Genomic DNA, 21,388 nt, shown 5'->3' on the forward strand with positions numbered 1-21,388 from the left:
TCCTGTCCCGATCTAGAACAGCGCCTGCAATTCCGCGATTTTGTCGTTCACCAGCCAGCCATAATAGTTTTCTTCCGGCAGGCGCGGGGTTTCGCCCGCCCTGCGGCGGCGCTCGTTCTCGGCCTTGAGCGCGTAGGCCCGCTGCTCGGGGTTGCCGACATTGTAAAGCGTCGCCGTGACGCCGGGATTCTTCGAGATGTCGAACCCGGCGATCTTGCGATAGGCGTCGATCGACGTCTTCAGCGTTGCGGCGACATAGGCGAGCGTCAGGTCCGGGTCCATGATCGTGCGATATACCTGCTGCGGGTTCTCATGATCGAGTTTCGGCAGTCCCGACACGCGCGTCACGAGATCGCTCATCTGCAACGCGGTCAGCGGGTTGAGCTGGCCGATGCCGAATGTCTGCCCGGCATAGAAGGGCTGGAAGAAGACGGCACTGAACCGGTCGTTGGGAAAACTGGCGCCATCCACCGTGCGGCCCCGGAATGTCTTCTCCCACACCGCCTCGCGGCAGGACCAGAGATCGTAGCTGTCCGAGACCGAGGCGCAGCTTTGGAATTGCGGACGGGCGACGAAGGCGCTGACGGACTCGCCGCCATGCGAAAAGTTGAAGTTCGAGCCGAGATAGGACGCCGCCTTCACATAGTAGGTCTGGAGCCGGTCATAGGCATCGACATTGTAGGTGTGCTCGCCGACGATCGCGCCGACCATATGCATCGGATCGATGCCGTAACGCGCCGACACGGATACGATCTTTGAGCGCAGCGCGTTGTCGGTCTGCAACAGCGCGTAGACCTTGCGGTACTTGGCGTCATAGGTGGAGCGCGCGGCGCGGGTGCGGTTTGCCGACGCGGCCGGAACACCTGGCTGCTCGGCATGGCGGTTGCCCGGAGGCACCAGCGTGGCGGCACCCGCGGACGCGGCTCCAAAGCTGGTGGCCATCGCCGAAAAGCAGAGGACGGCGAGTAGCCGGGCGGCGATCTTCATGTGTGGTCTAGACCAGAGGCTCGTTCGTGAGGACGCGCAAACCTAGTTGCAGGCTCTTATCGAGTCGAGAGCCCCGACGCTCAATCGTTCGTCAGGGCTCCGAAGTTCTGCAACTATGCTTTTGCTGTCACACCCCTTTACAGGATGAATCGCGACAAATCCGTGTTCTTCGCCAGGTCGCCGACATGCTTGTCGACATATTCGGCGTCGATCGTGATCTCCGTACCGGACTTGTCCGGCGCGTTGAACGAGATGTCGTCCAGCACCCGTTCCATCACGGTCTGGAGGCGCCGAGCGCCGATGTTCTCGACACTTGCATTGAGATCGACGGCGATGCCCGCGAGCGTGTCGATCGCATCGTCGCTGAACGAGAGCGACACGCCCTCTGTCAGCATCAGCGCGATATACTGCTTGATCAGGCTCGCCTCGGTTTCGGTCAGGATGCGGCGGAAGTCGTCCTTCTCGAGCGCACGCAGTTCGACGCGGATCGGCAGGCGGCCCTGAAGCTCGGGCAGAAGATCGGACGGCTTCGCCACGTGGAAGGCGCCCGACGCGATGAAGAGGATGTGGTCGGTCTTGATCGGCCCGTATTTCGTCGCAACGGTCGTCCCTTCGACCAGCGGCAGCAGATCGCGCTGCACGCCTTCGCGCGACGGTCCGCCGGCAACGTCGCTGCGGGTCGCGACCTTGTCGATCTCGTCGAGGAAGACGATGCCGTTGTTCTCGGTCGATTCCAGAGCGCGGCGCACGACTTCCTCCTGGTCGAGAAGTTTTTCGGACTCGTCGCTCACCAGAAGGCTGTAGGATTCCTTCACCGTGGTCTTGCGCGTCTTGGTGCGCTGGCCGCCCATCGCCTTCTGCATCATCTCGCTGAGATTGATCATGCCGACGCCGCCCGGCATTCCGGGAACCTCGAAACCGGGCATCCCGCCCGTTCCCGTGTCGGCGACCTCGACCTCGATCTCCTTGTCGTCGAGCTCGCCGTCGCGCAGCTTCTTGCGGAAGGAATCGCGCGTCGCGGGGCTTGCGGTCTTGCCGACCAGCGCCTCCAGCACGCGCTCCTCGGCGTTGATATGCGCGCGCGCCTTCACGTCCTCGCGCATCGTGTCCTTCACGAGCCCGATGGCGACCTCGACCAGATCGCGGATGATCTGCTCGACATCGCGGCCGACATAGCCGACTTCGGTGAACTTGGTGGCCTCGACCTTGATGAAGGGCGCACCGGCGAGCTTCGCCAGTCTGCGCGAAATCTCGGTCTTGCCGACGCCGGTGGGGCCGATCATCAGGATGTTCTTCGGCATCACCTCTTCGCGCATCTGGCCTTCCAGTTGCTGGCGGCGCCAGCGATTGCGCATCGCAATGGCCACGGCGCGCTTGGCGTCCTTCTGGCCGATGATGTAGCGGTCGAGTTCGGAAACGATCTCGCGGGGGGAAAAAGTGGTCATCTACTTTTACGCTAAGCCTTGATGGGAGGGAGCTTGTTGAGCACGGATGTGGGGAGCGTTGGCCGCACGATCAAGCGGCGGATGTGCTGCCAGCCCGCGCCGAAGGTGATGATCAGCGCACCGACCACCAGCAGGATAAGCGCGAACGGCGGCACGCCGGTCGTATTGGCCGTCGAATTGACGAGGTAATAGATGCCGAGCGAGCCGAAATAGGCAAGTGTGGGCACCAGCAGCGAGCGCCGGTCTATGGCAAGCGCCACATAGACGAAGCTGGCGATCAGCAATGCGAGCATGATCGTCGCGCTGGTGTCGGGCTCGATATTGCCCAGAACCACGTCCTGTCCTGTCGCCATGATGAACAGCGGATGCACCAGCATCGGCGCTGACACCACATGCAGCCAGAAAGCGCAGTCCGACCATGTGGTGCGCCGCTCGCGGTCGTGGATATCGAGCGCGACCGCAATGGCGAACACCACCAGTCCACAGATCAGCGGCATATAGAGCGAGGCGCGGAGCAGTTCCGGCATCTCCTCGATTTGCGGCATCGCGACCGACCCGGCGGCGACGCCGTCGTAAAGAATGAGGGCCGTTTGCAGGAATGCGAGCAGGGTTGCCGCGATGGCGACGACGCCCGCAAGGATAGGAACGCGAAACCGCCAGAAATAGATCGCCGCCGCAGCAATCACCCCGCCCAAGACGAGATAGCCGGCAGGTCCGACGATCTGTCTCAGCGCCAGCAGTTGCCACAATGATTCAGGCATGCGGATCGTATAGCGCGCGTCGGCAACCAGCAGCAGCACAGCCGCGATGGAGCCAGCAAACAGCAGGCTGAGCACTGTCGAGGACAGCTTCATGCGGTGCTGACGCGTGACGACTTCCGCAACCAGCCAGGAAAAGCCGGCCAGCAACCCGGCGATCCAGATCGGACGATTCTCGATCAGCGTCGACAGCACGAAATAAAAACCGGCCGTCAGAAGCACGATGCCGACCGTGACGAACAAGTCGTTGCCGCCGCCGATGAGCCGCAGGTTTTCGTCTTGAGCGCTGTCGTCATCGTCGGGTGACAGCGTGAGCGCTTGCTCCATCTGATGGAGGCGATCGCGCTGGGCAGGAGAGATGACGCCTTCCACAACCGCATTGTCGAGCGTTTGCGCGCTGATCATGTTAACCCCGTCTTGCTGCCTGCCGCATTATCGCGGCACGCGGGCGGCACCATACTGCATGATGAGCGTATCGCCAGTCCGGCCGACAAGATGAGGGACCGGCACAAAGCCGGCCTTCTGATAGGCGCGGATGGCGCGGGCGTTGTCGGCATCGGGGTCGATGACGATGCTCGCATGGCCTTCGTCGATTCTGTCGGACACGAATGCCTTCAGGGCCGCCGAGCCGATGCCTTTCGAGAGAAGCTGGGGATCGCCGATCGACAGGTCGACGCCGATGGTTTCAGGCGGCAGTTCGGCAAGCCAGGGATGATCCTTCAGCCACTGTTCGTTCTGATGGTGGCCGATGAACCAGTACTGGATGTAGCCGACCGGGTCGCCGTCCACGGTGATGAGGAATGGGCGCGTCGTATCCCGTCCCTCGACCATGTCGCGGATGAAGCCGAGTTCCTCTTCGGGATCGCCCCACCACTCGCGCATGTGCGGACTTTTCAGCCATTGCTCCAGCAACGGGTAGTGCTTCGGTTCCACCGGCAGGAAGGCGATATCGTCAGCCCTCTTCGGCATCGAGCGTTTCCACCACGAAGCTGTCGTTCGTGTAGACGCAGATCTCGGCTGCGATCTTCATGGCCCTGCGGGCGATGTCCTCTGCATCCTTGTCGGTGTCCATCAGCGCGCGGGCGGCAGCGAGCGCATAATTGCCGCCGGAGCCGATGGCCATCACGCCATGCTCGGGTTCCAGCACGTCGCCGGTGCCGGTGAGCGCCAGCGTCACGTGTTTGTCGGCCACCAGCATCATCGCCTCGAGGCGGCGCAGATAGCGGTCCGTGCGCCAGTCCTTGGCGAGTTCGACGCAGGCGCGCGTCAACTGGTCGGGATATTGCTCGAGCTTGGCTTCGAGCCGCTCGAGAAGCGTGAATGCGTCGGCGGTCGCGCCGGCGAAACCTGCGATGACGTTGCCCTTGCCGAGGCGCCGGACCTTCTTCGCGTTGCCCTTCATGATCGTCTGGCCGAGGCTGACCTGCCCGTCGCCCGCGATCACGACCTTGTTGTCCTTTCGCACGGTGACGATCGTCGTCGCGTGCATTGTCAGTTCGTTCGACATATCAACTCCGATACTGCCTCCGGCCGGCCTATGGTGAAATGCAGCGCCGACCGCGTCGCGTGTATGTATGTGCGGACCGGCGGAATGCAAATCGCAACCGCCTTGGGCGGTGTGCTGGCAATCCCGCGACCATGCTGGTAAGAGGCTCACGCTTTCAAGAGGGCGAGGTTCCATAGAATGGCCGGTCAGGATCGCAAGGCGAGCGTCGAGCGCGCGACAAAGGAAACCCGGATCGCCGTCACGGTCGATCTGGACGGGAAGGGCGTATCCGCCATTTCGACAGGCGTCGGCTTCTTCGACCACATGCTCGACCAGCTCGCACGCCACTCGCTGATCGACATGACGATCAAGGCCGAGGGCGACCTCCACATCGACGATCACCACACGGTCGAGGACACCGGCATCGCGATCGGCCAGGCCATCGCCAAGGCGCTCGGCGAGCGACGCGGGATCGCGCGCTATGCTTCGATCGACCTCGCCATGGACGAGACGCTGACCAAGGCGGCGATCGACGTTTCGGGACGGCCGTTCCTCGTTTGGAACGTCGCCTTTTCGTCGCCGAAGATCGGCACCTTCGATACCGAACTGGTGCGCGAGTTCTTCCAGGCGCTGGCGCAAAATGCCGGCATCACGCTCCACGTCCTCAACCACCACGGCGCCAACAACCACCACATCGCCGAAACCTGCTTCAAGGCGGTGGCGCGGGCGTTGCGCGCCGCGATCGAGCCCGATGCACGGCAGGCGGGTGCGATTCCGTCGACCAAGGGCACGTTGAACGGATGAGCACCGATCATGGCTAGCTTTGTCGTTATGGAACCGCCCGCACGTGTGGAAGCCGACGCGGTGATCGTGCGCGACGGCTTCCACGTCTTCGCGTTCCTGATCCCGTTCGTCTGGCTGCTGGTGCATCGTCTCTGGATCGAGGCGCTGATCGCGCTGGTGGTTGCCCTGGCGCTCGGCTTTGCCGGGTCCTATGCCGGCTTCGCCGCCGCACCGGCCCTGTCGCTCCTCGTTTCGCTTTATGTCGGCCTCGAAGGCGCGTCGCTGAAGTTGGCTGCGCTGCGCCGTCGCGGCTGGCGCGAATGGGGCGTGGTCGAAGCCGACAACCGCACCGACGCCGAAACGCGCTATATCGCGGAAGCCTATGTCGACGGGACTGCGGACGATCGTCCCGCGCCTTTGCCGGTCCTGTCTTCCGCATCGCAACTGCGCCAGACGGTCCCTGCGGCCGGTCCGGCGCTGGGGCTCTTTTCCTATCCAGGCAGACATTGAATGCGCGTCGCGATCATCGACTACGGCTCGGGCAACCTCAAATCCGCCACCAAGGCCTTCGAGCGCGCCGCGCGTGAGGCCGGCATATCGGCCGAGATCGACTTGACGGACGACGCGGAACGCGTCCGCACCGCCGACCGGATCGTGCTGCCGGGGGTCGGGGCCTATGCGGATTGCCGAGCGGGCCTCGATGCCGTGCCGGGCATGGTCGAGGCGATCGACGAAATGGTGCGCCGGAAGGGCCGGCCGTTCCTCGGCATCTGCGTCGGCATGCAGCTCATGTCGTCGCGGGGTCTGGAAAAGACGATCACCAACGGCTTCGGCTGGATCGAGGGCGATGTGACGGAAATGCTGCCGTCGGACCCGTCACTGAAGATCCCGCAGATCGGCTGGAACACGATTCACGTGAAACATTCCCACCCGCTCTTCGCCGGAATCAGCACCGGTGAGGACGGCCTGCACGCCTATTTCGTGCATTCCTACCATCTGGAGGCGAAGCACGCAGAAGACGTTCTGGCCGTTACGGACTATGGCGGGCCGGTAACCGCGGCCGTCGCGCGCGACAATGTTGCGGGCACGCAGTTCCACCCGGAAAAGAGTCAGGCGCTGGGTCTGGCCCTGATCGGCAATTTTCTAAACTGGAAGCCTTGAGGAGCACGCGATGAGCAAGAAGGGGTATTGGATGGCGATGGTCACCATCAGCGATCCGGATGGATATCCAAAATATATCAGCGCGAATGCGGCTGCCTTCGAGAAATATGGCGCGAAATTTCTGGTGCGCGGCGGGCAGCACACCGACCCGGAACTGCCGACAGGCGACCGGCAGGTGATCATCGAGTTCGAAAGCTACGACGTCGCGCTCGCCTGCTTCAACTCGCCCGAATATCAGGCGGCGCTGAAAATCCGCAAGGAATGCTCGACGGCGCAGCTCGCGATCGTAGAAGGCGTTTGACCACGTGATCCTGTTTCCCGCGATCGATCTCAAGGAAGGCCAGTGCGTCCGGCTCAAGCTGGGCGAGATGGCGAGCGCGACGGTCTACAATCCCGACCCCGGCGCTCAGGCGAGGGATTTCCAGGAGCAGGGTTTCGAGTGGCTTCACGTGGTCGATCTCGACGGCGCCTTTGCCGGTGAAAGCCGCAACGGCGCGGCGGTCGAGGCGATCCTGAAGGCGACGACCAACCCGGTCCAGCTCGGCGGCGGCATCCGGACGCTGGCCCATATCGAGGCGTGGCTCTCCAAGGGGCTGGCGCGCGTGATCCTCGGCACGGTCGCGGTGCGCGATCCTGACCTCGTGAAGGAAGCGTGCAAGGCGTTTCCCGGAAAAATCGCCGTCGGCATAGACGCCAAGGGCGGCAAGGTCGCCGTCGAGGGCTGGGCGGAAGCCTCGTCGCTCGGTGTCGTGGAACTGGCGAAGAAGTTCGAGGGCGCAGGCGTGTCCGCGATCATCTATACGGATATCGACCGCGACGGCGTCCTGACCGGCATCAACTGGGACGCCACGATCGATCTGGCGAACGCCATCTCGATCCCGGTGATCGCATCCGGCGGCCTCGCATCGATCGCCGACATCGTGCGCATGACCATGCCGGACGCAAAAAAGCTCGAAGGCGCAATCTCCGGCCGCGCGCTCTATGACGGCCGCATCGATCCGGCCGAGGCCTTGGCGATCCTGAAGGGCACGCTGAAGGTCGAACCGGCACTGTTCGAGGATCCCAGATGACCCTCAAAGCCCGCGTTATCCCTTGTCTCGACGTGCATGATGGCCGCGTGGTCAAGGGCGTCAACTTCGTCGATCTGATCGATGCCGGCGATCCGGTCGAGGCGGCGAAGGCTTATGATGCCGCCGGTGCGGACGAGCTTTGCTTCCTTGACATCACGGCGTCGTCCGACAATCGCGAGACGATTTTCGACATCGTCGCCAAGACGGCCGAGCAGTGCTTCATGCCGCTGACGGTGGGCGGCGGGGTGCGGCAGGTGTCGGATATCCGCAAGCTCCTGCTCGCCGGCGCCGACAAGGTCTCGATCAACACGGCGGCGGTGAAGAACCCGGATTTCGTGGCGCAAGCTGCCGACAAATTCGGCAACCAGTGCATCGTCGTCGCGATCGACGCCAAGAGGGTGTCGGGCGAAGGCGAGGCGGATCGGTGGGAAATTTTCACCCATGGCGGCCGCCAGACCACCGGCATCGACGCGATCGACTTTGCGCGCAAGGTGGTCGATCTCGGTGCCGGCGAAATCCTCCTGACTTCGATGGACCGGGACGGCACCAAGGCCGGTTACGACATCGCACTGACGCGCGCTATCGCGGATGCCGTGCGTGCGCCGGTCATCGCGTCGGGTGGCGTGGGAACGCTCGATCACATGGTCGAGGGCATACGCGACGGGCATGCAACCGCGGTGCTGGCGGCCTCGATCTTCCACTTCGGCACATACACCATTGCGCAGGCCAAGGCGCACATGGCAAAAGCGGGCTTGGCCGTGCGGCTCGATGCCGCCTGAGCCTGGGGAGGGATCTTTGGCCGGATTTTCGCTGATTGATCTGGAAGCGATCATTGCCGAACGGGGACGGTCGGGCGCGGCGGATTCGTGGACGGCGAAGCTTTTCGCCAAGGGAACCGACAAGGCCGCGCAGAAGATGGGCGAAGAGGCGGTCGAGGCCGTCATCGCTGCGGTCAAGGGCGATCGCGACGGGCTCGTTTCGGAAAGTGCCGACCTTCTCTACCACTGGCTCGTCGTTCTTTCGCTGGCCGGCGTGACGGTCGATGATGTGATGGCCGAGCTCGAAGCACGCACCACGCGTTCGGGCATCGAAGAAAAGGCGTCGCGCGCGCGTTAGATCGCGTCGCGCTCAAGGCACATGCCGATGGACCAGCTCGTCCCCACCGAAAAATACTCTCCCTACCGGATCTTCTCGGCCGAACGTTGGGCGGAATTCCGGGCCGATACGCCGCTGACGCTCAGCGAGGATGAGGTCAGGCGGCTGCGGTCGCTGAACGATCCCGTCGACCTCGACGAAATCCGCCGCATCTACCTGACGCTGTCCCGGCTCCTGTCCGCCCATGTCGAGTCGAGCCAGCTTCTCTTCCGGCAACGCCAGATTTTCTTCGAAGCCAATGACGCGGTGAAAACGCCGTTCATCATCGGCATCGCAGGATCGGTCGCGGTCGGCAAGTCGACCACGGCCCGCGTCCTCAAGGAGTTGCTGCAGCGCTGGCCGTCCAGCCCCAAGGTCGATCTCATCACGACGGACGGTTTCCTGCTGCCCAATGCGGTTCTGCGCCGCGAAAACCTGATGGAGCGAAAGGGTTTTCCCGAAAGTTACGATGTCGGTGCGCTGCTGCGGTTCCTGTCGGGCATCAAGTCCGGCCAGCGCGACGTGCGCGCGCCGCTCTATTCGCACATGACCTATGACGTATTGCCGGGCGCCTATGTGACGATCGATCGGCCGGACATCCTCATCTTCGAGGGCATCAACGTCCTCCAGCCGCGGAAGCTTCCGCCGGACGGCAAGTTCGTGCCCTTCGTCTCGGATTTCTTCGACTTCTCGATCTATATCGATGCGGACGAGGACATGATCCACAAATGGTACATCGACCGCTTCATGCGGCTGCGCGAGACGGCATTCAAGGATCCGGAATCCTTCTTCCATCGCTATTCGCAACTGTCCGAGGAAGCCGCGCGCGCGATCGCCGAAGGGTTGTGGGCGAACATCAACCTCAGGAACCTGCGCGAAAACATCGTTCCGACGCGCCCGCGCGCCGATCTCGTCCTGCGCAAGGGGGCGGATCACCTGATCGAAGAAGTCGCGCTCAGGAAGCTCTGAGTTCCGGCATTGGGCGAGATGCTCAGATGGCGTCAGGACGCGTCACACGGCGCAGCGTCAGGTTGATCCGCCCGCCATTCTTGAGCAGCGTCGAGGTCGTCGGGTAAATCCGGTCGACGCCGTGGAAGGCGAGACGACCTTCGCCGCCAAGCACGACCAGATCGCCGCTCTTGAGCTTGAACGACACGGTCCGGCCCTCGCGTGTGCGCTCGCCGACGCGAAACAGGCAGGTTTCCCCAAGCGAGATCGAGACGACCGGCGCGTCCAGATCGTGCTCGTCGCGATCCTGGTGCATGCCCATCTTCGCGTCCGCCGTATAGAAATTCACGAGACAGGCCTCGGGCGGCGCGTCGTACCGGGCGACGTCGTTCCAGATGTCGAGAAGCCGTTGCGGGATCGCCGGCCATGGCTCGCCGGTGGCGGGGTGCGTGGGCTGGTAACGATAGCCGCGCTCCTTGTCCGTGACCCAGCCAAGCACGCCGCAATTCGTCATGCGCACGCTCATCGGCTTGCCAGTGCGCGGCATGGTCGGCACGTAGAGCGGTGCGGCCTGCACCACGGCGCGAATGTCCTCGACAAGCGCTTCCTGCGCTGCGCGGTCGAGATAGTCCGGGATGTGTCGCACGCCGCCTGGAAGGACGAGCATCATGGCATGACCTGAAACCGAATCCGGCGGCGATGATGCCGCCGCGTAGGAAGATTTTCAAGAGAACCAGTCGAGCGACCCAATGCGGCGATCTACTCGGACGTGACCTTGCCGCGCATCTTCTTGACGCCGGAGCGGCCCGCCTTTTCTTTCAGGCGGCGCTCCACGGAGCCTTTCGAGGGCCGTGTCTTCTTCCGCGGCTTGGGCGGCGGTTCGGCAGCCCTAGCGAGGAGTTCGGTGAGACGCTCGCGCGCATCGGCGCGGTTCTGCTCCTGCGTGCGGAAGCGGCTCGCCTCGATGACGATGACGCCGTCCTTGGTCGCGCGCTGGCCTGCGAAGTGCAGCGCCCGTTCGCGCACGCGTTCAGGCAGGCCCGGTGAGTTGACCACGTCGAACCGCAACTGGACGGCGGTCGCGACCTTGTTGACGTTCTGTCCGCCCGGACCCGACGAGCGGATGAAGTTTTCATCGAGTTCATCTTCGCCGACCTCGACGCCGGGCGCTATGCGAAGTCCTTTCTCCGATGTCATTGCGCCATTCCTTCCGCGATCCCGTGATCCCTACATAGGCTGGCATCGGCCCCGGCGAAAGCCGTAAGCAAAAGCGCGGAAGCCATCAAGCAAAAGGCCCGGCGTGTGGGCCGGGCCTTTGGCGATCCGTTGCGTCGTGCGGCAGCTACTCGGCGGCTTCCTGCAGGCGTGGCGCGGCGTTGAGCGTGGTCGCATCGACGTGTTGCTCGAACTTGGCGAAGTTGTCGATGAACATGCCGACGAGGCGCTTGGCCTGGCGGTCATAGGCCGGCTTGTCCGCCCATGTCGCCCGAGGGTCGAGGATCGCGGCATCGACGCCGGGAACCGAGACGGGCACGTCGAAGCCGAAATTCGGGTCGGTGCGGAATTCGACCGAATTGAGCGAACCGTCCAGCGCTGCCGAGAGCAGCGCGCGCGTCGCCTTGATGGGCATGCGCTTGCCGGTGCCGTAAGCGCCGCCGGTCCAGCCGGTGTTGACGAGCCAGCAATCGACGCCGTGGCGCGCGATCAGGTCACGCAGCAGGTTGCCGTATTCCGACGGGTGGCGCGGCATGAAGGGCGCACCGAAGCAGGTCGAGAACGTCGCTTCCGGCTCCGTCACGCCCTTTTCCGTACCCGCGACCTTCGCGGTATAACCGGACAGGAAGTGGTACATCGCCTGCGCCGGCGTGAGCTTTGCGATCGGCGGCATCACGCCGAACGCGTCGGCGGTCAGCATGATGATGTTCTTCGGGTGTGCCGCGCGGCCGGTTTCGCTCGCATTGGCGATGAAATCGAGCGGGTAGGCGCAGCGCGTGTTCTCGGTCAGCGAACCGTCGTCGAAATCGGGAACGCGCGTTTCGTCGAGCACGACGTTTTCCAGCACGGTGCCGAAGCGCCGCGTCGTGCCGAAGATTTCCGGTTCGGCTTCCGCAGAGAGCTTGATCGTCTTGGCGTAGCAGCCGCCTTCGAAGTTGAAGATGCCGTGCTCGCCCCAGCCATGCTCGTCATCGCCGATCAGCGTGCGCGACGGATCGGCCGACAGCGTCGTCTTGCCGGTGCCCGACAGGCCGAAGAACACGGCCGCGTCGTCCTGCGCGCCGACATTGGCCGAGCAGTGCATGGGCATGACGCCCTTTTCGGGCAGCAGGTAGTTCAGCGCGGTGAACACCGACTTCTTCATCTCGCCCGCATAGGACGTGCCGCCGATCAGCACGAGCATGCGGGTGAAGTCGATCGCGATCACCGTTTCGGTGCGGCAGCCATGGCGTGCGGGATCGGCGCGGAACGACGGCAGGTCGATGATCGTCATCTTCGGCACGAAGCGGTCGAGCGTCGAACGCTCCGGCCGGATCAACAGGTTGCGGATGAACTGCGAGTGCCAGGCGAATTCGGTGATGACGCGCGTCGGCAGGCTGTTGTCTTCGTCGGCGCCGCCGATGAGGTCCTGGACGTAGAGATCGAGTTCGGCCGCGTGAGCGATGAAATCCTGGCGCAGCAGTTCGAACCGCTCCGGGCTCATCGGCTTGTTGTTGTCCCACCAGACCTTGTCCTCGGTGGAGGCGTCCCGGACGACGAACTTGTCCTTCGGCGAGCGGCCGGTGTGCTGGCCCGTATAGGCGACCAGTGCGCCGTGCGCGGTGAGCTTGGCCTCGTTGCGCTGAAGCGCATGTTCGACCAGCTCGGCAGGGCCCAGATTGTAGTGGACGGTACCCGCGGTCGCGAGGCCGATGGATTCGATCCCGTTGCCGGGATTACGCAAACCGATTTCTTTCATCCTCACCACCAAAGCTCGGAGCCGACAGAACAAGCTTCCGTTTGCCGGCGAGGATCGTGCGGCCAGCGAACCGAAGTATGAATGGTCAAAACCAGAAAAAGCCATTGATTTCAAATCTTTAATCGATTTAAAGATTTTGAATTCTTTTTAAATCGGTTGTAGCTGTTTAAATCGACAGGTGGTGCACGCATATTGTGCAGCAACGACAACCGTGGATCGGACAGACGGTTAAGTACACGCTGGGCATTGCGGCCCGTCCGGTAAAGGCTTATGCCACAATTTGTACCCAATTTGTCCGCCTATACCCCCTTCTCCAAAGCAGGAAGGGACACCCGCTCATGAGGGAGCCGCTTGACATGGCAACGATCGCGCTGGTCGATGATGACCGCAACATCCTGACGTCCGTATCGATTGCGTTGGAGTCCGAGGGCTACCGGGTAGAGACCTACACGGACGGCGCTTCCGCGCTGGAAGGGCTGGCTGCGCGTCCCCCGAATCTCGCGATCTTCGATATCAAGATGCCCCGCATGGACGGCATGGAACTGCTGCGGCGCCTGCGTCAGAAGAGCGATATGCCCGTGATCTTCCTGACGTCGAAGGATGACGAGATAGACGAACTCTTCGGCCTGAAGATGGGCGCCGACGATTTCATCCGCAAACCCTTCTCCCAGCGTCTTCTGGTCGAGCGTGTCCGTGCGGTGCTTCGTCGCGCCAATGCCCGCGAAGCCGGAGCGAAGACGCCCGCACAACAGGCCAAGTCGCTCGAGCGCGGCCAGCTCGTGATGGACCAGGAGCGGCACACCTGCACCTGGCGCGGCGAGCCCGTGACGCTCACCGTCACCGAATTCCTGATCCTGCATTCGCTTGCCCAGCGTCCCGGTGTCGTGAAGAGCCGCGATGCGCTGATGGACTCTGCCTATGATGAGCAGGTCTATGTCGACGACCGCACGATCGACAGCCACATCAAGCGCCTGCGCAAGAAGTTCAAATCGGTCGATGACGATTTCGACATGATTGAGACGCTTTATGGGGTAGGTTACCGCTTCCGCGAGGCCTGAACCCTGGCGCGGAGTGCAGGAACTTATGACGGCAGACGCCGAGATGGACGCGGCCAGAGCGAAGCGTGAGGCGAGAGGCGGATCCAATCGTTGGAGCCGGATTCTCGTGCGCGTCCGCCGCATGCTGGGCCACTACGTCTTTTCGAGCCTGACCCGACGCATCCTGTTCCTCAACCTTGCCGCGCTCTGCGTCATGGTCATCGGCATCCTCTACATCAATCAGTTTCGCGACGGCCTCGTGCAGGCCCGCATCGAGAGCCTGATGACGCAGGGCGAGATCATCGCCGGTGCGATCGCCGCGTCGGCCACGGTCGAGACGGATTCGATCACGATCGACCCCGAAAAGCTGCTCGAACTGCAGGCGGGCGAAAGCCTGCCGCCCGGGACGGGCCAACTCGACAGTCTCGACTTTCCGATCAATCCCGAGCGTGTCGCGCCGGTCCTGCGCCGCCTGATATCGCCCACATTGACGCGCGCGCGCATCTTCGACCGCGACGCGAACCTTCTGCTCGATTCCCGCCACCTCTATTCGCGCGGCCAGATCCTTCGTTACAATCTGCCTGCCGTGGCCGAGGAGGAGCTTGGCCCGCTGCAGCGGCTGGAGAAGTTCGTCACGAAGCTGTTCGCCCGTTCGGACCTGCCGGTCTACAAGGAGCAGCCCGGCGGCAGCGGCGCGGGCTTTCCGGAAGTCATGAGCGCATTGCAGGGCAGCCCGTCGACGCTGGTGCGCGTCAGTGAACAGGGCGAGCAGATCGTGTCCGTCGCCGTTCCGGTGCAGCGCTTTCGCGCCGTTCTGGGCGTGTTGATGCTGTCGACCCAGGGTGGCGATATCGACAAGATCGTCGCTGCCGAGCGCCGAGCGATCCTGCGCGTGTTTGCGGTGGCGGCGACCGTCACCGCGATCCTGTCGATGCTTCTGGCTTCCACCATCGCCAATCCCCTGCGGCGCCTGTCGGCTGCCGCCGTCCGGGTTCGACGCGGCGTGAAGAGCCGCGAGGAAATTCCCGATTTCTCCGACAGGCAGGACGAGATCGGCAACCTGTCCGTCGCCCTGCGCGACATGACCAACGCGCTTTATGCCCGCATCGAGGCGATCGAGAGTTTTGCGGCCGATGTGAGCCATGAACTCAAGAACCCGCTGACGTCGCTGCGCAGCGCGGTCGAAACGCTGCCGCTGGCCAAGAATGAAACGTCGCGCGATCGACTGATGGAGGTGATCCAGCACGATGTCCGCCGCCTCGACCGCCTGATCACCGATATTTCGGATGCGTCGCGTCTCGACGCGGAACTCGCTCGTGACGATGCGTCGCGCGTCGATCTGTTGAAGCTGGTACAGGACCTTGCGGGCGCGTCCCGCGAAGCCGGTCGTCACAAGCGCGCCGTGGCGATCGAGGTGCGCACCGCCAAGAAGGATCAGCCGGCGCGGGACTTCTACGTTCCCGGCCACGATTTGCGGCTCGGCCAGGTCCTGACGAACCTCATCGAGAACGCCCGCTCCTTTGTGCCGGATGACAAGGGCCGTATCCTGATCACCCTGTCGCGCTCGCCCCGTCATGTGATCGTGACGGTGGACGACAATGGCCCCGGCATCCACGTCGAGGATATCGAGCGCATTTTCGAGCGTTTCTACACCGATCGCCCGTCGGGCGAGGCCTTCGGCCAGAACTCCGGTCTCGGCCTGTCGATCAGCCGCCAGATCGTCGAGGCGCATGGCGGCAGGCTGACGGCGGAGAACATCGCAGGCACGAAGCCCGGCGAGTTCCAGGGCGCACGCTTCGTCGTGACCCTGCCCGCAGAGGGCTGACGCCACATGCAATCGGACGCGCGTATCAATGTCCATGCGACGGTGCTCGTCGTGGGGCGGACCGGGCTTCTCATCCAGGGCACGTCGGGGTCGGGTAAATCGTCTCTCGCCGCACGCCTGATCGATTCATGCGCCGCAAAACGCGTGTTTTCGTGTCTGGTCGCGGATGACCGCGCGTGGATTTCGGTTTCTGCCGGGCGCATCGTCGCGGAAGTGCCCGACGCGATCGCAGGCCTTATCGAAACCCGTGGCAATGGACCGACGGCGGTCGATCACGAGCGGCGGACTCTCGTCGATGCAGTGGTCAACCTCGTCGAGCCATCCCGGGCCCCGCGCCATCGCGAACCCGCGACGGAAGACATCCTCGGCGTCCTCCTCCCGCGCCTCGACCTCCCGTCAGGCAATCCCGAAAGCTGTTCGCGCGCTGTGCTCGGCTGGCTGGCTTCCGATCCAGAGAGTGCAACGCCGCTCCGAAAGTGGTAGAGACACGGCCAAACTGCGTCAATTTGGCGTAGGCGCGCGTCATTTTACACTTGTCAAAGGCCAAAGCGCTGACAAGATAGCGCACCTGTCGTCCGGCCGAAAAAAACGCTACTGGCTATGGTTCGAACCGACGCAGCGAGCAGGCTCGCAGAATGGCCGTGCTGCACGAATGACGGGAGTGGGGTGGTGATCAGTTTTCACAGTGCCGGAAGAGGCTGGCGTCGCCACTTCGCGGCCGGCATGCTTGGCCGAAAATCGCCGGCTTCCATGACGATCTTGTGCGGCAGCGTGTTCCCGGCACGGTCAGCCGTATGATCGGTCTCGTGCTCGTCACGCATGGCCGGCTGGCCGAAGAGTTCCGCCACGCCGTCGAGCATGTGGTGGGACCGCAAGACCACATCGAAACCGTGTGCATCGGAGCCGATGACGACATGGAGCAGCGCCGCAAGGACATCGTCGATGCCGTTGCGCGCGCCGACACGGGTGCAGGCGTCATCGTCCTGACCGACATGTTCGGCGGCACGCCGTCAAATCTGGCCATTTCGGTCATGAGTTCGGGTCAGGTCGAGGTCATTGCGGGCGTGAACCTGCCGATGCTGATCAAGCTTACCAGCGTGCGCACCGGCGACGACATGCCTGCCGCCCTGCATCAAGCGCAGATGGCAGGCCGCAAATACATCAACGTCGCCAGCCAGCTTCTTAGCGGCAAGTAGACGGTCCCCAGTGAGTTCAGACGCCGCCGCGCTCCATCGTGACCTGACCATCGTCAACAAGCGAGGTCTGCATGCGCGCGCGTCAGCCAAGTTCGTCCAGTTGGTGACGGGCTACGACGCGGATGTCCGGGTCGAGAAGGACGGCGTCGAGGTCGGCGGCACATCGATCATGGGGTTGATGATGCTGGCTGCGGGCGTCGGCTCATCGATTTCCGTGACCGCCACGGGTCGGCAGGCTGGCGAAATCATGGAAGCGCTCTCCGCCCTCGTGGCCGACCGCTTCGGAGAAGAGTGCTGAACCCCGATGGGGATCGGCAGACATGCACGAATAAAGATTTCTTTATGTTGCATTGCCCGGGCAGGTGATTTCTGCTAGTCAGGCGCCAAAACGCGCCCTTTTCTGCACGACGCATGGCGCGGATTTTCATGAGATCGGAGCAAACGCCATGACCGCCAAAGACTACGTTGTCGCGGATATTTCACTCGCTGACTGGGGCCGCAAGGAAATCGAGATCGCCGAGACCGAGATGCCGGGCCTGATGGCCTCGCGCGAGGAGTTCGGCACCACCAAGCCGCTCAAGGGCGCGCGCATTTCCGGCTCGCTGCACATGACCATCCAGACGGCGGTGCTGATCGAGACGCTTCAGGCGCTCGGCGCGGACGTCCGCTGGGCTTCGTGCAACATCTTCTCGACGCAGGACCACGCCGCAGCAGCCATCGCCGCCGCCGGCACGCCGGTCTTCGCCATCAAGGGCGAAACCCTCACCGAATATTGGGAATACACCGACAAGATCTTCCAGTGGACCGATGGCGGCACCACGAACATGATCCTGGACGATGGCGGCGACGCCACGATGTATATCCTCATCGGCGCGCGCGCCGAGGCTGGCGAGGACGTCCTGTCCAAGCCGGGCAATGAGGAAGAGGAAATCCTCTTCGCCCAGATCAAGAAGCGCATGGCCGCGACACCGGGCTTCTTCACCAAGAACCGCGACGCGATCCGCGGCGTGACCGAAGAAACCACGACCGGCGTCAACCGCCTCTACCAGCTTCAGAAGCGCGGTCTCCTGCCGTTCCCGGCGATCAACGTCAACGACAGCGTCACCAAGTCCAAGTTCGACAACAAGTATGGCTGCAAGGAATCGCTGGTCGACGGCATCCGCCGCGCCACCGACACGATGATGGCCGGCAAGGTCGCCATCGTCTGCGGCTATGGCGATGTCGGCAAGGGCTCGTCCGCTTCGCTTCAGGGTGCCGGCGCCCGCGTCAAGGTGACGGAGGTCGACCCGATCTGCGCGCTGCAGGCTGCGATGGACGGCTTCGAGGTCGTTACGCTGGACGATGCCGCATCGACCGCCGACATCGTCATCACGACGACCGGCAACAAGGACGTCATCACGCTGGACCACATGCGCAAGATGAAGGACATGGCGATCGTCGGCAACATCGGCCACTTCGACAACGAGATCCAGGTCGAGGCGCTGCGCAATCTGAAGTGGACCAATGTGAAGCCGCAGGTCGATCTGATCGAATTCCCCGGTGGCAACCGCATGATCCTTCTCTCGGAAGGCCGCCTGCTCAATCTCGGCAACGCGACCGGCCATCCGTCCTTCGTGATGTCGGCCTCCTTCACCAACCAGGTGCTCGCGCAGATCGAACTCTGGACGAAGGGCGACCAGTACCAGAACGAGGTCTATGTGCTGCCGAAGCACCTCGACGAGAAGGTCGCGAGGCTGCATCTCGACAAGGTCGGCGCGAAGCTCACCCAGCTTTCGAACGAACAGGCCGATTATATCGGTGTGACCCAGCAGGGTCCGTTCAAGCCGGAGCACTACCGCTACTGATTTATTAACCATTTGGCACAACATATTGGGGCCGGGCAATTGACTTTTGCCCGGCCCCTTTTTTGCGCGCGGGTCACCTTCACGACGATTCGGCCGCGCTGTACAGTGACGTGATTCGCGACGCCGCCGGCTGGTGAGGGGAACCAGTATGGTGCGTCCTTTCTGGGCGTCGAGGCGTCCATGCGGCGGAGAGGACTTGGGACGATGCCAGGGGTTGACCCACTGGAGGCGGGGATGACCTGCACCGGGGACCGGATTGATTCCGGATGCGAAACGATTGGTCGGGGAACGGCCCGCCGCCTGGCTGACGCGCTTGCGGGTTCCGTCGCCGGACTTGGCGTCCTGTCGTTGCCGGTCGTCGCCTTCGCGCAGAGCGGTGAGGCCGCGCGCGCCGCCGGCCGCGTCTCGCTTGCGACCAGCGACGTGATCCAGCTTGCGCTCTTCCTGGGCATAACCGGCGCGGCCATGCTGTCGGCGATCCTCCTGATCCGCGAGCGCGCCCGCACCGCGAACGAGAACGTTCATCTGCGCGAACGCGTGGCCGAGCTGGGCACCGCACTCCAGCGCTCCGAATCGCTGCTCAATCTCAGGGACCAGCGCATCGTCGTCTGGTTCGACGATGCGCGTAAGCCCGAACTGGTCGGCACGCTCGCGGCCGCCGATGCACCGGAAGATCGCGCCACGTTCATGGCGTTCGGCAAATGGATGTCGCCGCGCAGCGCGGCCGCGCTCGAGCGTGCGATTGCGGGATTGCGCGAGCAGCGCAAGGCGTTCGACCTCGTTGCGGAAACGAACAGGGGCGCATTGCTTGAAATCCAGGGCCGGATCGCGGCCTCGCATGTCGCCGTGCGCTTCCTTTCTTTGACCGACGCCCGCCGCGACCACGCGGAACTGCGTCTCGATCACCAGCGCCTGCAGAGCGAACACGGAAATCTTCTCGGCCTTCTCGATACGCTGAAAATGCCGGCCTGGATGCGTTCGGGCGATGGCAGCTTGAGCTGGGTCAACGCGGCCTATGCCGAAGCGGTCGAGGCGCCGACGGCGGCGATGGCCATCGACGAGAAGCGCGAGATGCTCGGCACCGCCGCGCGCGAGCAGATCGGCCACGCGCATCTGTCCAGCCCCGTCTTTGCGCAGAGCCTGTCCACGGTGATCGGTGGCGACCGCCGCGTGTTCGCGGTCACCGACTTTGCCGGCAAGGACGGCTCGGTCGGCCTCGCCTGCGACATCAGCGATATCGAGGCGATCCGCGAGGAGCATGAGCGGACCGTGCGCAGCCATGCCGACACGCTCGACCAGTTGAACACCGCCGTCGCGATCTTCGACACCGACCAGAAACTGCGCTTCTTCAACCAGGCTTTCCAAAAGCTCTGGGAGCTGGATATCGCCTTCCTGTCGAGCGGGCCCGACAACACGATCCTGCTCGATCGCCTGCGCAGCGACGGCAAGCTTGCGGAACAGCCCGAGTGGCGGCGCTGGAAGGAAGCGCTGCTTGAGGCCTATCGCGCCGTCGAGCCGGAGGAGCATCTCTGGCACCTGCCGGACGGCCAGACGCTTCGCGTCGTCGCCAACCCGCAGCCGAAGGGCGGCGTGACGTGGGTCTTCGAAAACCTGACCGAGAAGATCAGCCTCGAAAGCCGCTACAACACCGCTGTTCGGGTTCAGAACGTTACGCTGGACAACCTCGCAGAAGGCGTTGCCGTCTTCGGGCCGGACGGCCGTGTGCGGCTTTCCAACCCCGCCTTTTCCACCCTTTGGGGCATTCCGGCCGGACTGGTGAAGGCCGGGACGCACATCTCCGTGGTGAAGGCCGCGTGCCAGTCGCTGACACGGTCGAGCCCGTGGGGCGAGCTTGCCGCCGCCGCGACTGGCTTTGACGAGGAACGCCGCGATGGCCAGGGCCAGGTCGAGCTCAACAACGGCTCGGTGCTCCGCTACGCACTCGTCCATCTGCCGAACGGGCAGGTGATGACGACCTTCGTCGACGTGACCGACAGCGTGAATGTCGAGCGCATGCTCAAGGACAAGAACGAGGCGCTGGAGCGCGCGGACCAGCTCAAGAACGACTTCGTCCAGCACGTGTCCTACGAGCTTCGCTCGCCGCTGACCAACATCATCGGCTTCACGGAACTCCTTGGCCAGGAGACGACCGGGCCTCTCAACCAGCGCCAGCGCGACTATGTCGGCCATATCGCCTCGTCGTCTGCCGAACTGGATACGATCGTCGACGACATTCTCGATCTGGCGACCGTGGATGCCGGCATCATGGAACTGGAGATCAGCGAAATCCTGATCGAGAGCACCGTGAACTCGGCGGCCGACCTGGTGGCCGAACGGCTGCGCGAACACCGCATTGGCCTGGAACTCGATCTCGGCCGCGCGCCGTCCTCGTTCCATGCCGACGAGAACCGTATTCGCCAGGTTCTGTTCAACCTCCTGAGCAACGCAGCGAACTACGCGCCGGAAGGATCGACGATCCGGCTGCGCTGCGAGAGCAATCCGGGCGGCGTCGCGTTCTCGGTTCATGACGACGGGCCGGGCATCCCGGACGACGTGCTGGAGAGCATCTTCCGGCGCTTCGAGCCGCGCACCAATGGCGGGCGTCATCGCGGTGCGGGCCTCGGCCTCTCGATCGTGAAGAGCTTCGTCGAGCTGCATGACGGCACTGTCGAGATCGACACCGGCGAAGGGCGCGGAACGACCGTGATCTGCCGGTTCCCGATGGCGCCCGAGGGATACCGGGCGGCGGCGGAATAAACCT

At 63.5% G+C, this 21,388-nt stretch carries 23 protein-coding genes; 15 read left to right on the forward strand and 8 right to left on the reverse strand.

All coding sequences use genetic code 11. The features are described from left to right. Positions 1-12 precede the first annotated feature (12 nt). The 5 genes from AAFN55_RS00375 to hslV all read right to left on the reverse strand — a co-directional run bounded on the left by AAFN55_RS00375 (position 13) and on the right by hslV (position 4,697). A complete protein-coding gene (locus AAFN55_RS00375) occupies positions 13-942 on the reverse strand; it encodes a DUF1402 family protein (protein WP_347800136.1) in 930 nt (309 codons plus the stop codon). Between the two features lie 182 nt (positions 943-1,124). Continuing rightward, positions 1,125-2,432, reverse strand: a complete 1,308-nt coding sequence (hslU, locus tag AAFN55_RS00380) for an ATP-dependent protease ATPase subunit HslU (protein ID WP_347796908.1) — start codon at positions 2,430-2,432, stop codon at positions 1,125-1,127. 11 nt (positions 2,433-2,443) lie between these two features. Beyond that, a complete protein-coding gene (locus tag AAFN55_RS00385) occupies positions 2,444-3,595 on the reverse strand; it encodes a hypothetical protein (RefSeq protein ID WP_347796909.1) in 1,152 nt (383 codons plus the stop codon). A 27-nt stretch (positions 3,596-3,622) separates the two neighbouring features. Further along, entirely contained in the window at positions 3,623-4,159 is a 537-nt protein-coding gene (locus AAFN55_RS00390; protein WP_347796910.1) for a GNAT family N-acetyltransferase, read from the reverse strand. Then, a complete protein-coding gene (gene hslV, locus AAFN55_RS00395; protein WP_347796911.1) occupies positions 4,143-4,697 on the reverse strand; it encodes an ATP-dependent protease subunit HslV in 555 nt (184 codons plus the stop codon). The genes AAFN55_RS00390 and hslV overlap by 17 nt, the downstream gene beginning before the upstream one ends. Before the next feature lie 177 nt (positions 4,698-4,874). On the opposite strand from hslV, the gene hisB reads away from it, so the two are divergent. From hisB to coaA, 8 genes are read left to right on the forward strand one after another with little or no spacing between them, the layout of a single operon-like run. Next, on the forward strand, positions 4,875-5,480 hold the full coding sequence (gene hisB / locus AAFN55_RS00400) for an imidazoleglycerol-phosphate dehydratase HisB (RefSeq protein ID WP_347796912.1): 606 nt from the start codon (positions 4,875-4,877) through the stop codon (positions 5,478-5,480). Positions 5,481-5,489: 9 nt separating this feature from the next. Then, a complete protein-coding gene (locus tag AAFN55_RS00405) occupies positions 5,490-5,969 on the forward strand; it encodes a DUF2628 domain-containing protein (RefSeq protein ID WP_347796913.1) in 480 nt (159 codons plus the stop codon). Beyond that, entirely contained in the window at positions 5,970-6,620 is a 651-nt protein-coding gene (gene hisH / locus AAFN55_RS00410; RefSeq protein ID WP_347796914.1) for an imidazole glycerol phosphate synthase subunit HisH, read from the forward strand. Between the two features lie 10 nt (positions 6,621-6,630). Then, positions 6,631-6,921, forward strand: a complete 291-nt coding sequence (locus tag AAFN55_RS00415) for a DUF1330 domain-containing protein (RefSeq protein WP_347796915.1) — start codon at positions 6,631-6,633, stop codon at positions 6,919-6,921. A gap of 4 nt (positions 6,922-6,925) precedes the next feature. After that, positions 6,926-7,690 (forward strand): 1-(5-phosphoribosyl)-5-[(5-phosphoribosylamino)methylideneamino]imidazole-4-carboxamide isomerase, encoded by a 765-nt coding sequence (gene hisA, locus AAFN55_RS00420; RefSeq protein WP_347796916.1) that lies wholly within the window; start codon positions 6,926-6,928, stop codon positions 7,688-7,690. Beyond that, positions 7,687-8,469: an imidazole glycerol phosphate synthase subunit HisF gene (gene hisF, locus AAFN55_RS00425; protein ID WP_347796917.1), complete on the forward strand. Its 783-nt coding sequence runs from the start codon at positions 7,687-7,689 to the stop codon at positions 8,467-8,469. Before hisA ends, hisF begins: the two co-directional genes overlap by 4 nt. 16 nt (positions 8,470-8,485) lie before the next feature. Next, entirely contained in the window at positions 8,486-8,806 is a 321-nt protein-coding gene (locus AAFN55_RS00430) for a phosphoribosyl-ATP diphosphatase (RefSeq protein ID WP_347796918.1), read from the forward strand. A 27-nt stretch (positions 8,807-8,833) separates the two neighbouring features. Next, entirely contained in the window at positions 8,834-9,793 is a 960-nt protein-coding gene (coaA, locus tag AAFN55_RS00435) for a type I pantothenate kinase (RefSeq protein WP_347796919.1), read from the forward strand. 22 nt (positions 9,794-9,815) lie between these two features. On the opposite strand, the gene AAFN55_RS00440 is transcribed toward coaA, so the two are convergent. The 3 genes from AAFN55_RS00440 to AAFN55_RS00450 all read right to left on the reverse strand — a co-directional run bounded on the left by AAFN55_RS00440 (position 9,816) and on the right by AAFN55_RS00450 (position 12,725). After that, complete coding sequence (locus AAFN55_RS00440) at positions 9,816-10,439, reverse strand: alpha-ketoglutarate-dependent dioxygenase AlkB (protein ID WP_347796920.1); 624 nt, start codon at positions 10,437-10,439, stop codon at positions 9,816-9,818. Positions 10,440-10,531: 92 nt separating this feature from the next. Further along, positions 10,532-10,969: an alternative ribosome rescue aminoacyl-tRNA hydrolase ArfB gene (gene arfB / locus AAFN55_RS00445; RefSeq protein ID WP_347796921.1), complete on the reverse strand. Its 438-nt coding sequence runs from the start codon at positions 10,967-10,969 to the stop codon at positions 10,532-10,534. Positions 10,970-11,114: 145 nt separating this feature from the next. Continuing rightward, positions 11,115-12,725 (reverse strand): phosphoenolpyruvate carboxykinase, encoded by a 1,611-nt coding sequence (locus AAFN55_RS00450; RefSeq protein WP_347796922.1) that lies wholly within the window; start codon positions 12,723-12,725, stop codon positions 11,115-11,117. A 356-nt stretch (positions 12,726-13,081) separates the two neighbouring features. Between AAFN55_RS00450 and AAFN55_RS00455 the strand changes: the two genes are divergently transcribed. From AAFN55_RS00455 to AAFN55_RS00485, 7 genes are all read left to right on the forward strand, one after another. Further along, on the forward strand, positions 13,082-13,783 hold the full coding sequence (locus AAFN55_RS00455; protein ID WP_347796923.1) for a response regulator transcription factor: 702 nt from the start codon (positions 13,082-13,084) through the stop codon (positions 13,781-13,783). Between the two features lie 43 nt (positions 13,784-13,826). Beyond that, positions 13,827-15,587, forward strand: coding sequence for a sensor histidine kinase (locus AAFN55_RS00460; RefSeq protein WP_347800137.1), 1,761 nt, complete (start codon positions 13,827-13,829; stop codon positions 15,585-15,587). Between the two features lie 6 nt (positions 15,588-15,593). Further along, the gene (locus AAFN55_RS00465; protein WP_347796924.1) at positions 15,594-16,070 is read left to right on the forward strand and encodes a hypothetical protein; all 477 of its coding nucleotides are present in this window, start codon (positions 15,594-15,596) and stop codon (positions 16,068-16,070) included. Between the two features lie 311 nt (positions 16,071-16,381). After that, positions 16,382-16,783: a PTS sugar transporter subunit IIA gene (locus tag AAFN55_RS00470; protein ID WP_347800138.1), complete on the forward strand. Its 402-nt coding sequence runs from the start codon at positions 16,382-16,384 to the stop codon at positions 16,781-16,783. A gap of 10 nt (positions 16,784-16,793) precedes the next feature. Further along, positions 16,794-17,081, forward strand: coding sequence for an HPr family phosphocarrier protein (locus AAFN55_RS00475; RefSeq protein ID WP_347796925.1), 288 nt, complete (start codon positions 16,794-16,796; stop codon positions 17,079-17,081). Between the two features lie 148 nt (positions 17,082-17,229). Next, on the forward strand, positions 17,230-18,627 hold the full coding sequence (gene ahcY / locus AAFN55_RS00480; protein ID WP_347796926.1) for an adenosylhomocysteinase: 1,398 nt from the start codon (positions 17,230-17,232) through the stop codon (positions 18,625-18,627). Between the two features lie 234 nt (positions 18,628-18,861). Then, positions 18,862-21,384 (forward strand): ATP-binding protein, encoded by a 2,523-nt coding sequence (locus AAFN55_RS00485; RefSeq protein ID WP_347796927.1) that lies wholly within the window; start codon positions 18,862-18,864, stop codon positions 21,382-21,384. Positions 21,385-21,388: the final 4 nt, after the last annotated feature.

Source organism: Mesorhizobium sp. CAU 1732, from assembly GCF_039888675.1.
Lineage (GTDB): Bacteria > Pseudomonadota > Alphaproteobacteria > Rhizobiales > Rhizobiaceae > Aerobium.

Bases quoted from the DNA above. Each gene is read 5' to 3' on its own strand.
- hisF (WP_347796917.1), top strand. From the start codon at position 7,687: ATGACCCTCAAAGCCCGCGTTATCCCTTGTCTCGACGTGCATGATGGC.
- AAFN55_RS00465 (WP_347796924.1), top strand. From the start codon at position 15,594: ATGCAATCGGACGCGCGTATCAATGTCCATGCGACGGTGCTCGTCGTG.
- AAFN55_RS00440 (WP_347796920.1), bottom strand. From the start codon at position 10,439: ATGCTCGTCCTTCCAGGCGGCGTGCGACACATCCCGGACTATCTCGAC.
- hslU (WP_347796908.1), bottom strand. From the start codon at position 2,432: ATGACCACTTTTTCCCCCCGCGAGATCGTTTCCGAACTCGACCGCTAC.
- AAFN55_RS00485 (WP_347796927.1), top strand. From the start codon at position 18,862: ATGACCTGCACCGGGGACCGGATTGATTCCGGATGCGAAACGATTGGT.
- AAFN55_RS00460 (WP_347800137.1), top strand. From the start codon at position 13,827: ATGGACGCGGCCAGAGCGAAGCGTGAGGCGAGAGGCGGATCCAATCGT.
- AAFN55_RS00450 (WP_347796922.1), bottom strand. From the start codon at position 12,725: ATGAAAGAAATCGGTTTGCGTAATCCCGGCAACGGGATCGAATCCATC.
- AAFN55_RS00455 (WP_347796923.1), top strand. From the start codon at position 13,082: ATGGCAACGATCGCGCTGGTCGATGATGACCGCAACATCCTGACGTCC.
- AAFN55_RS00415 (WP_347796915.1), top strand. From the start codon at position 6,631: ATGAGCAAGAAGGGGTATTGGATGGCGATGGTCACCATCAGCGATCCG.
- AAFN55_RS00470 (WP_347800138.1), top strand. From the start codon at position 16,382: ATGATCGGTCTCGTGCTCGTCACGCATGGCCGGCTGGCCGAAGAGTTC.
- AAFN55_RS00390 (WP_347796910.1), bottom strand. From the start codon at position 4,159: ATGCCGAAGAGGGCTGACGATATCGCCTTCCTGCCGGTGGAACCGAAG.
- AAFN55_RS00375 (WP_347800136.1), bottom strand. From the start codon at position 942: ATGGCCACCAGCTTTGGAGCCGCGTCCGCGGGTGCCGCCACGCTGGTG.
- AAFN55_RS00405 (WP_347796913.1), top strand. From the start codon at position 5,490: ATGGCTAGCTTTGTCGTTATGGAACCGCCCGCACGTGTGGAAGCCGAC.
- ahcY (WP_347796926.1), top strand. From the start codon at position 17,230: ATGACCGCCAAAGACTACGTTGTCGCGGATATTTCACTCGCTGACTGG.
- hisH (WP_347796914.1), top strand. From the start codon at position 5,970: ATGCGCGTCGCGATCATCGACTACGGCTCGGGCAACCTCAAATCCGCC.
- AAFN55_RS00385 (WP_347796909.1), bottom strand. From the start codon at position 3,595: ATGATCAGCGCGCAAACGCTCGACAATGCGGTTGTGGAAGGCGTCATC.
- arfB (WP_347796921.1), bottom strand. From the start codon at position 10,969: ATGACATCGGAGAAAGGACTTCGCATAGCGCCCGGCGTCGAGGTCGGC.
- coaA (WP_347796919.1), top strand. From the start codon at position 8,834: ATGGACCAGCTCGTCCCCACCGAAAAATACTCTCCCTACCGGATCTTC.
- hisB (WP_347796912.1), top strand. From the start codon at position 4,875: ATGGCCGGTCAGGATCGCAAGGCGAGCGTCGAGCGCGCGACAAAGGAA.
- hslV (WP_347796911.1), bottom strand. From the start codon at position 4,697: ATGTCGAACGAACTGACAATGCACGCGACGACGATCGTCACCGTGCGA.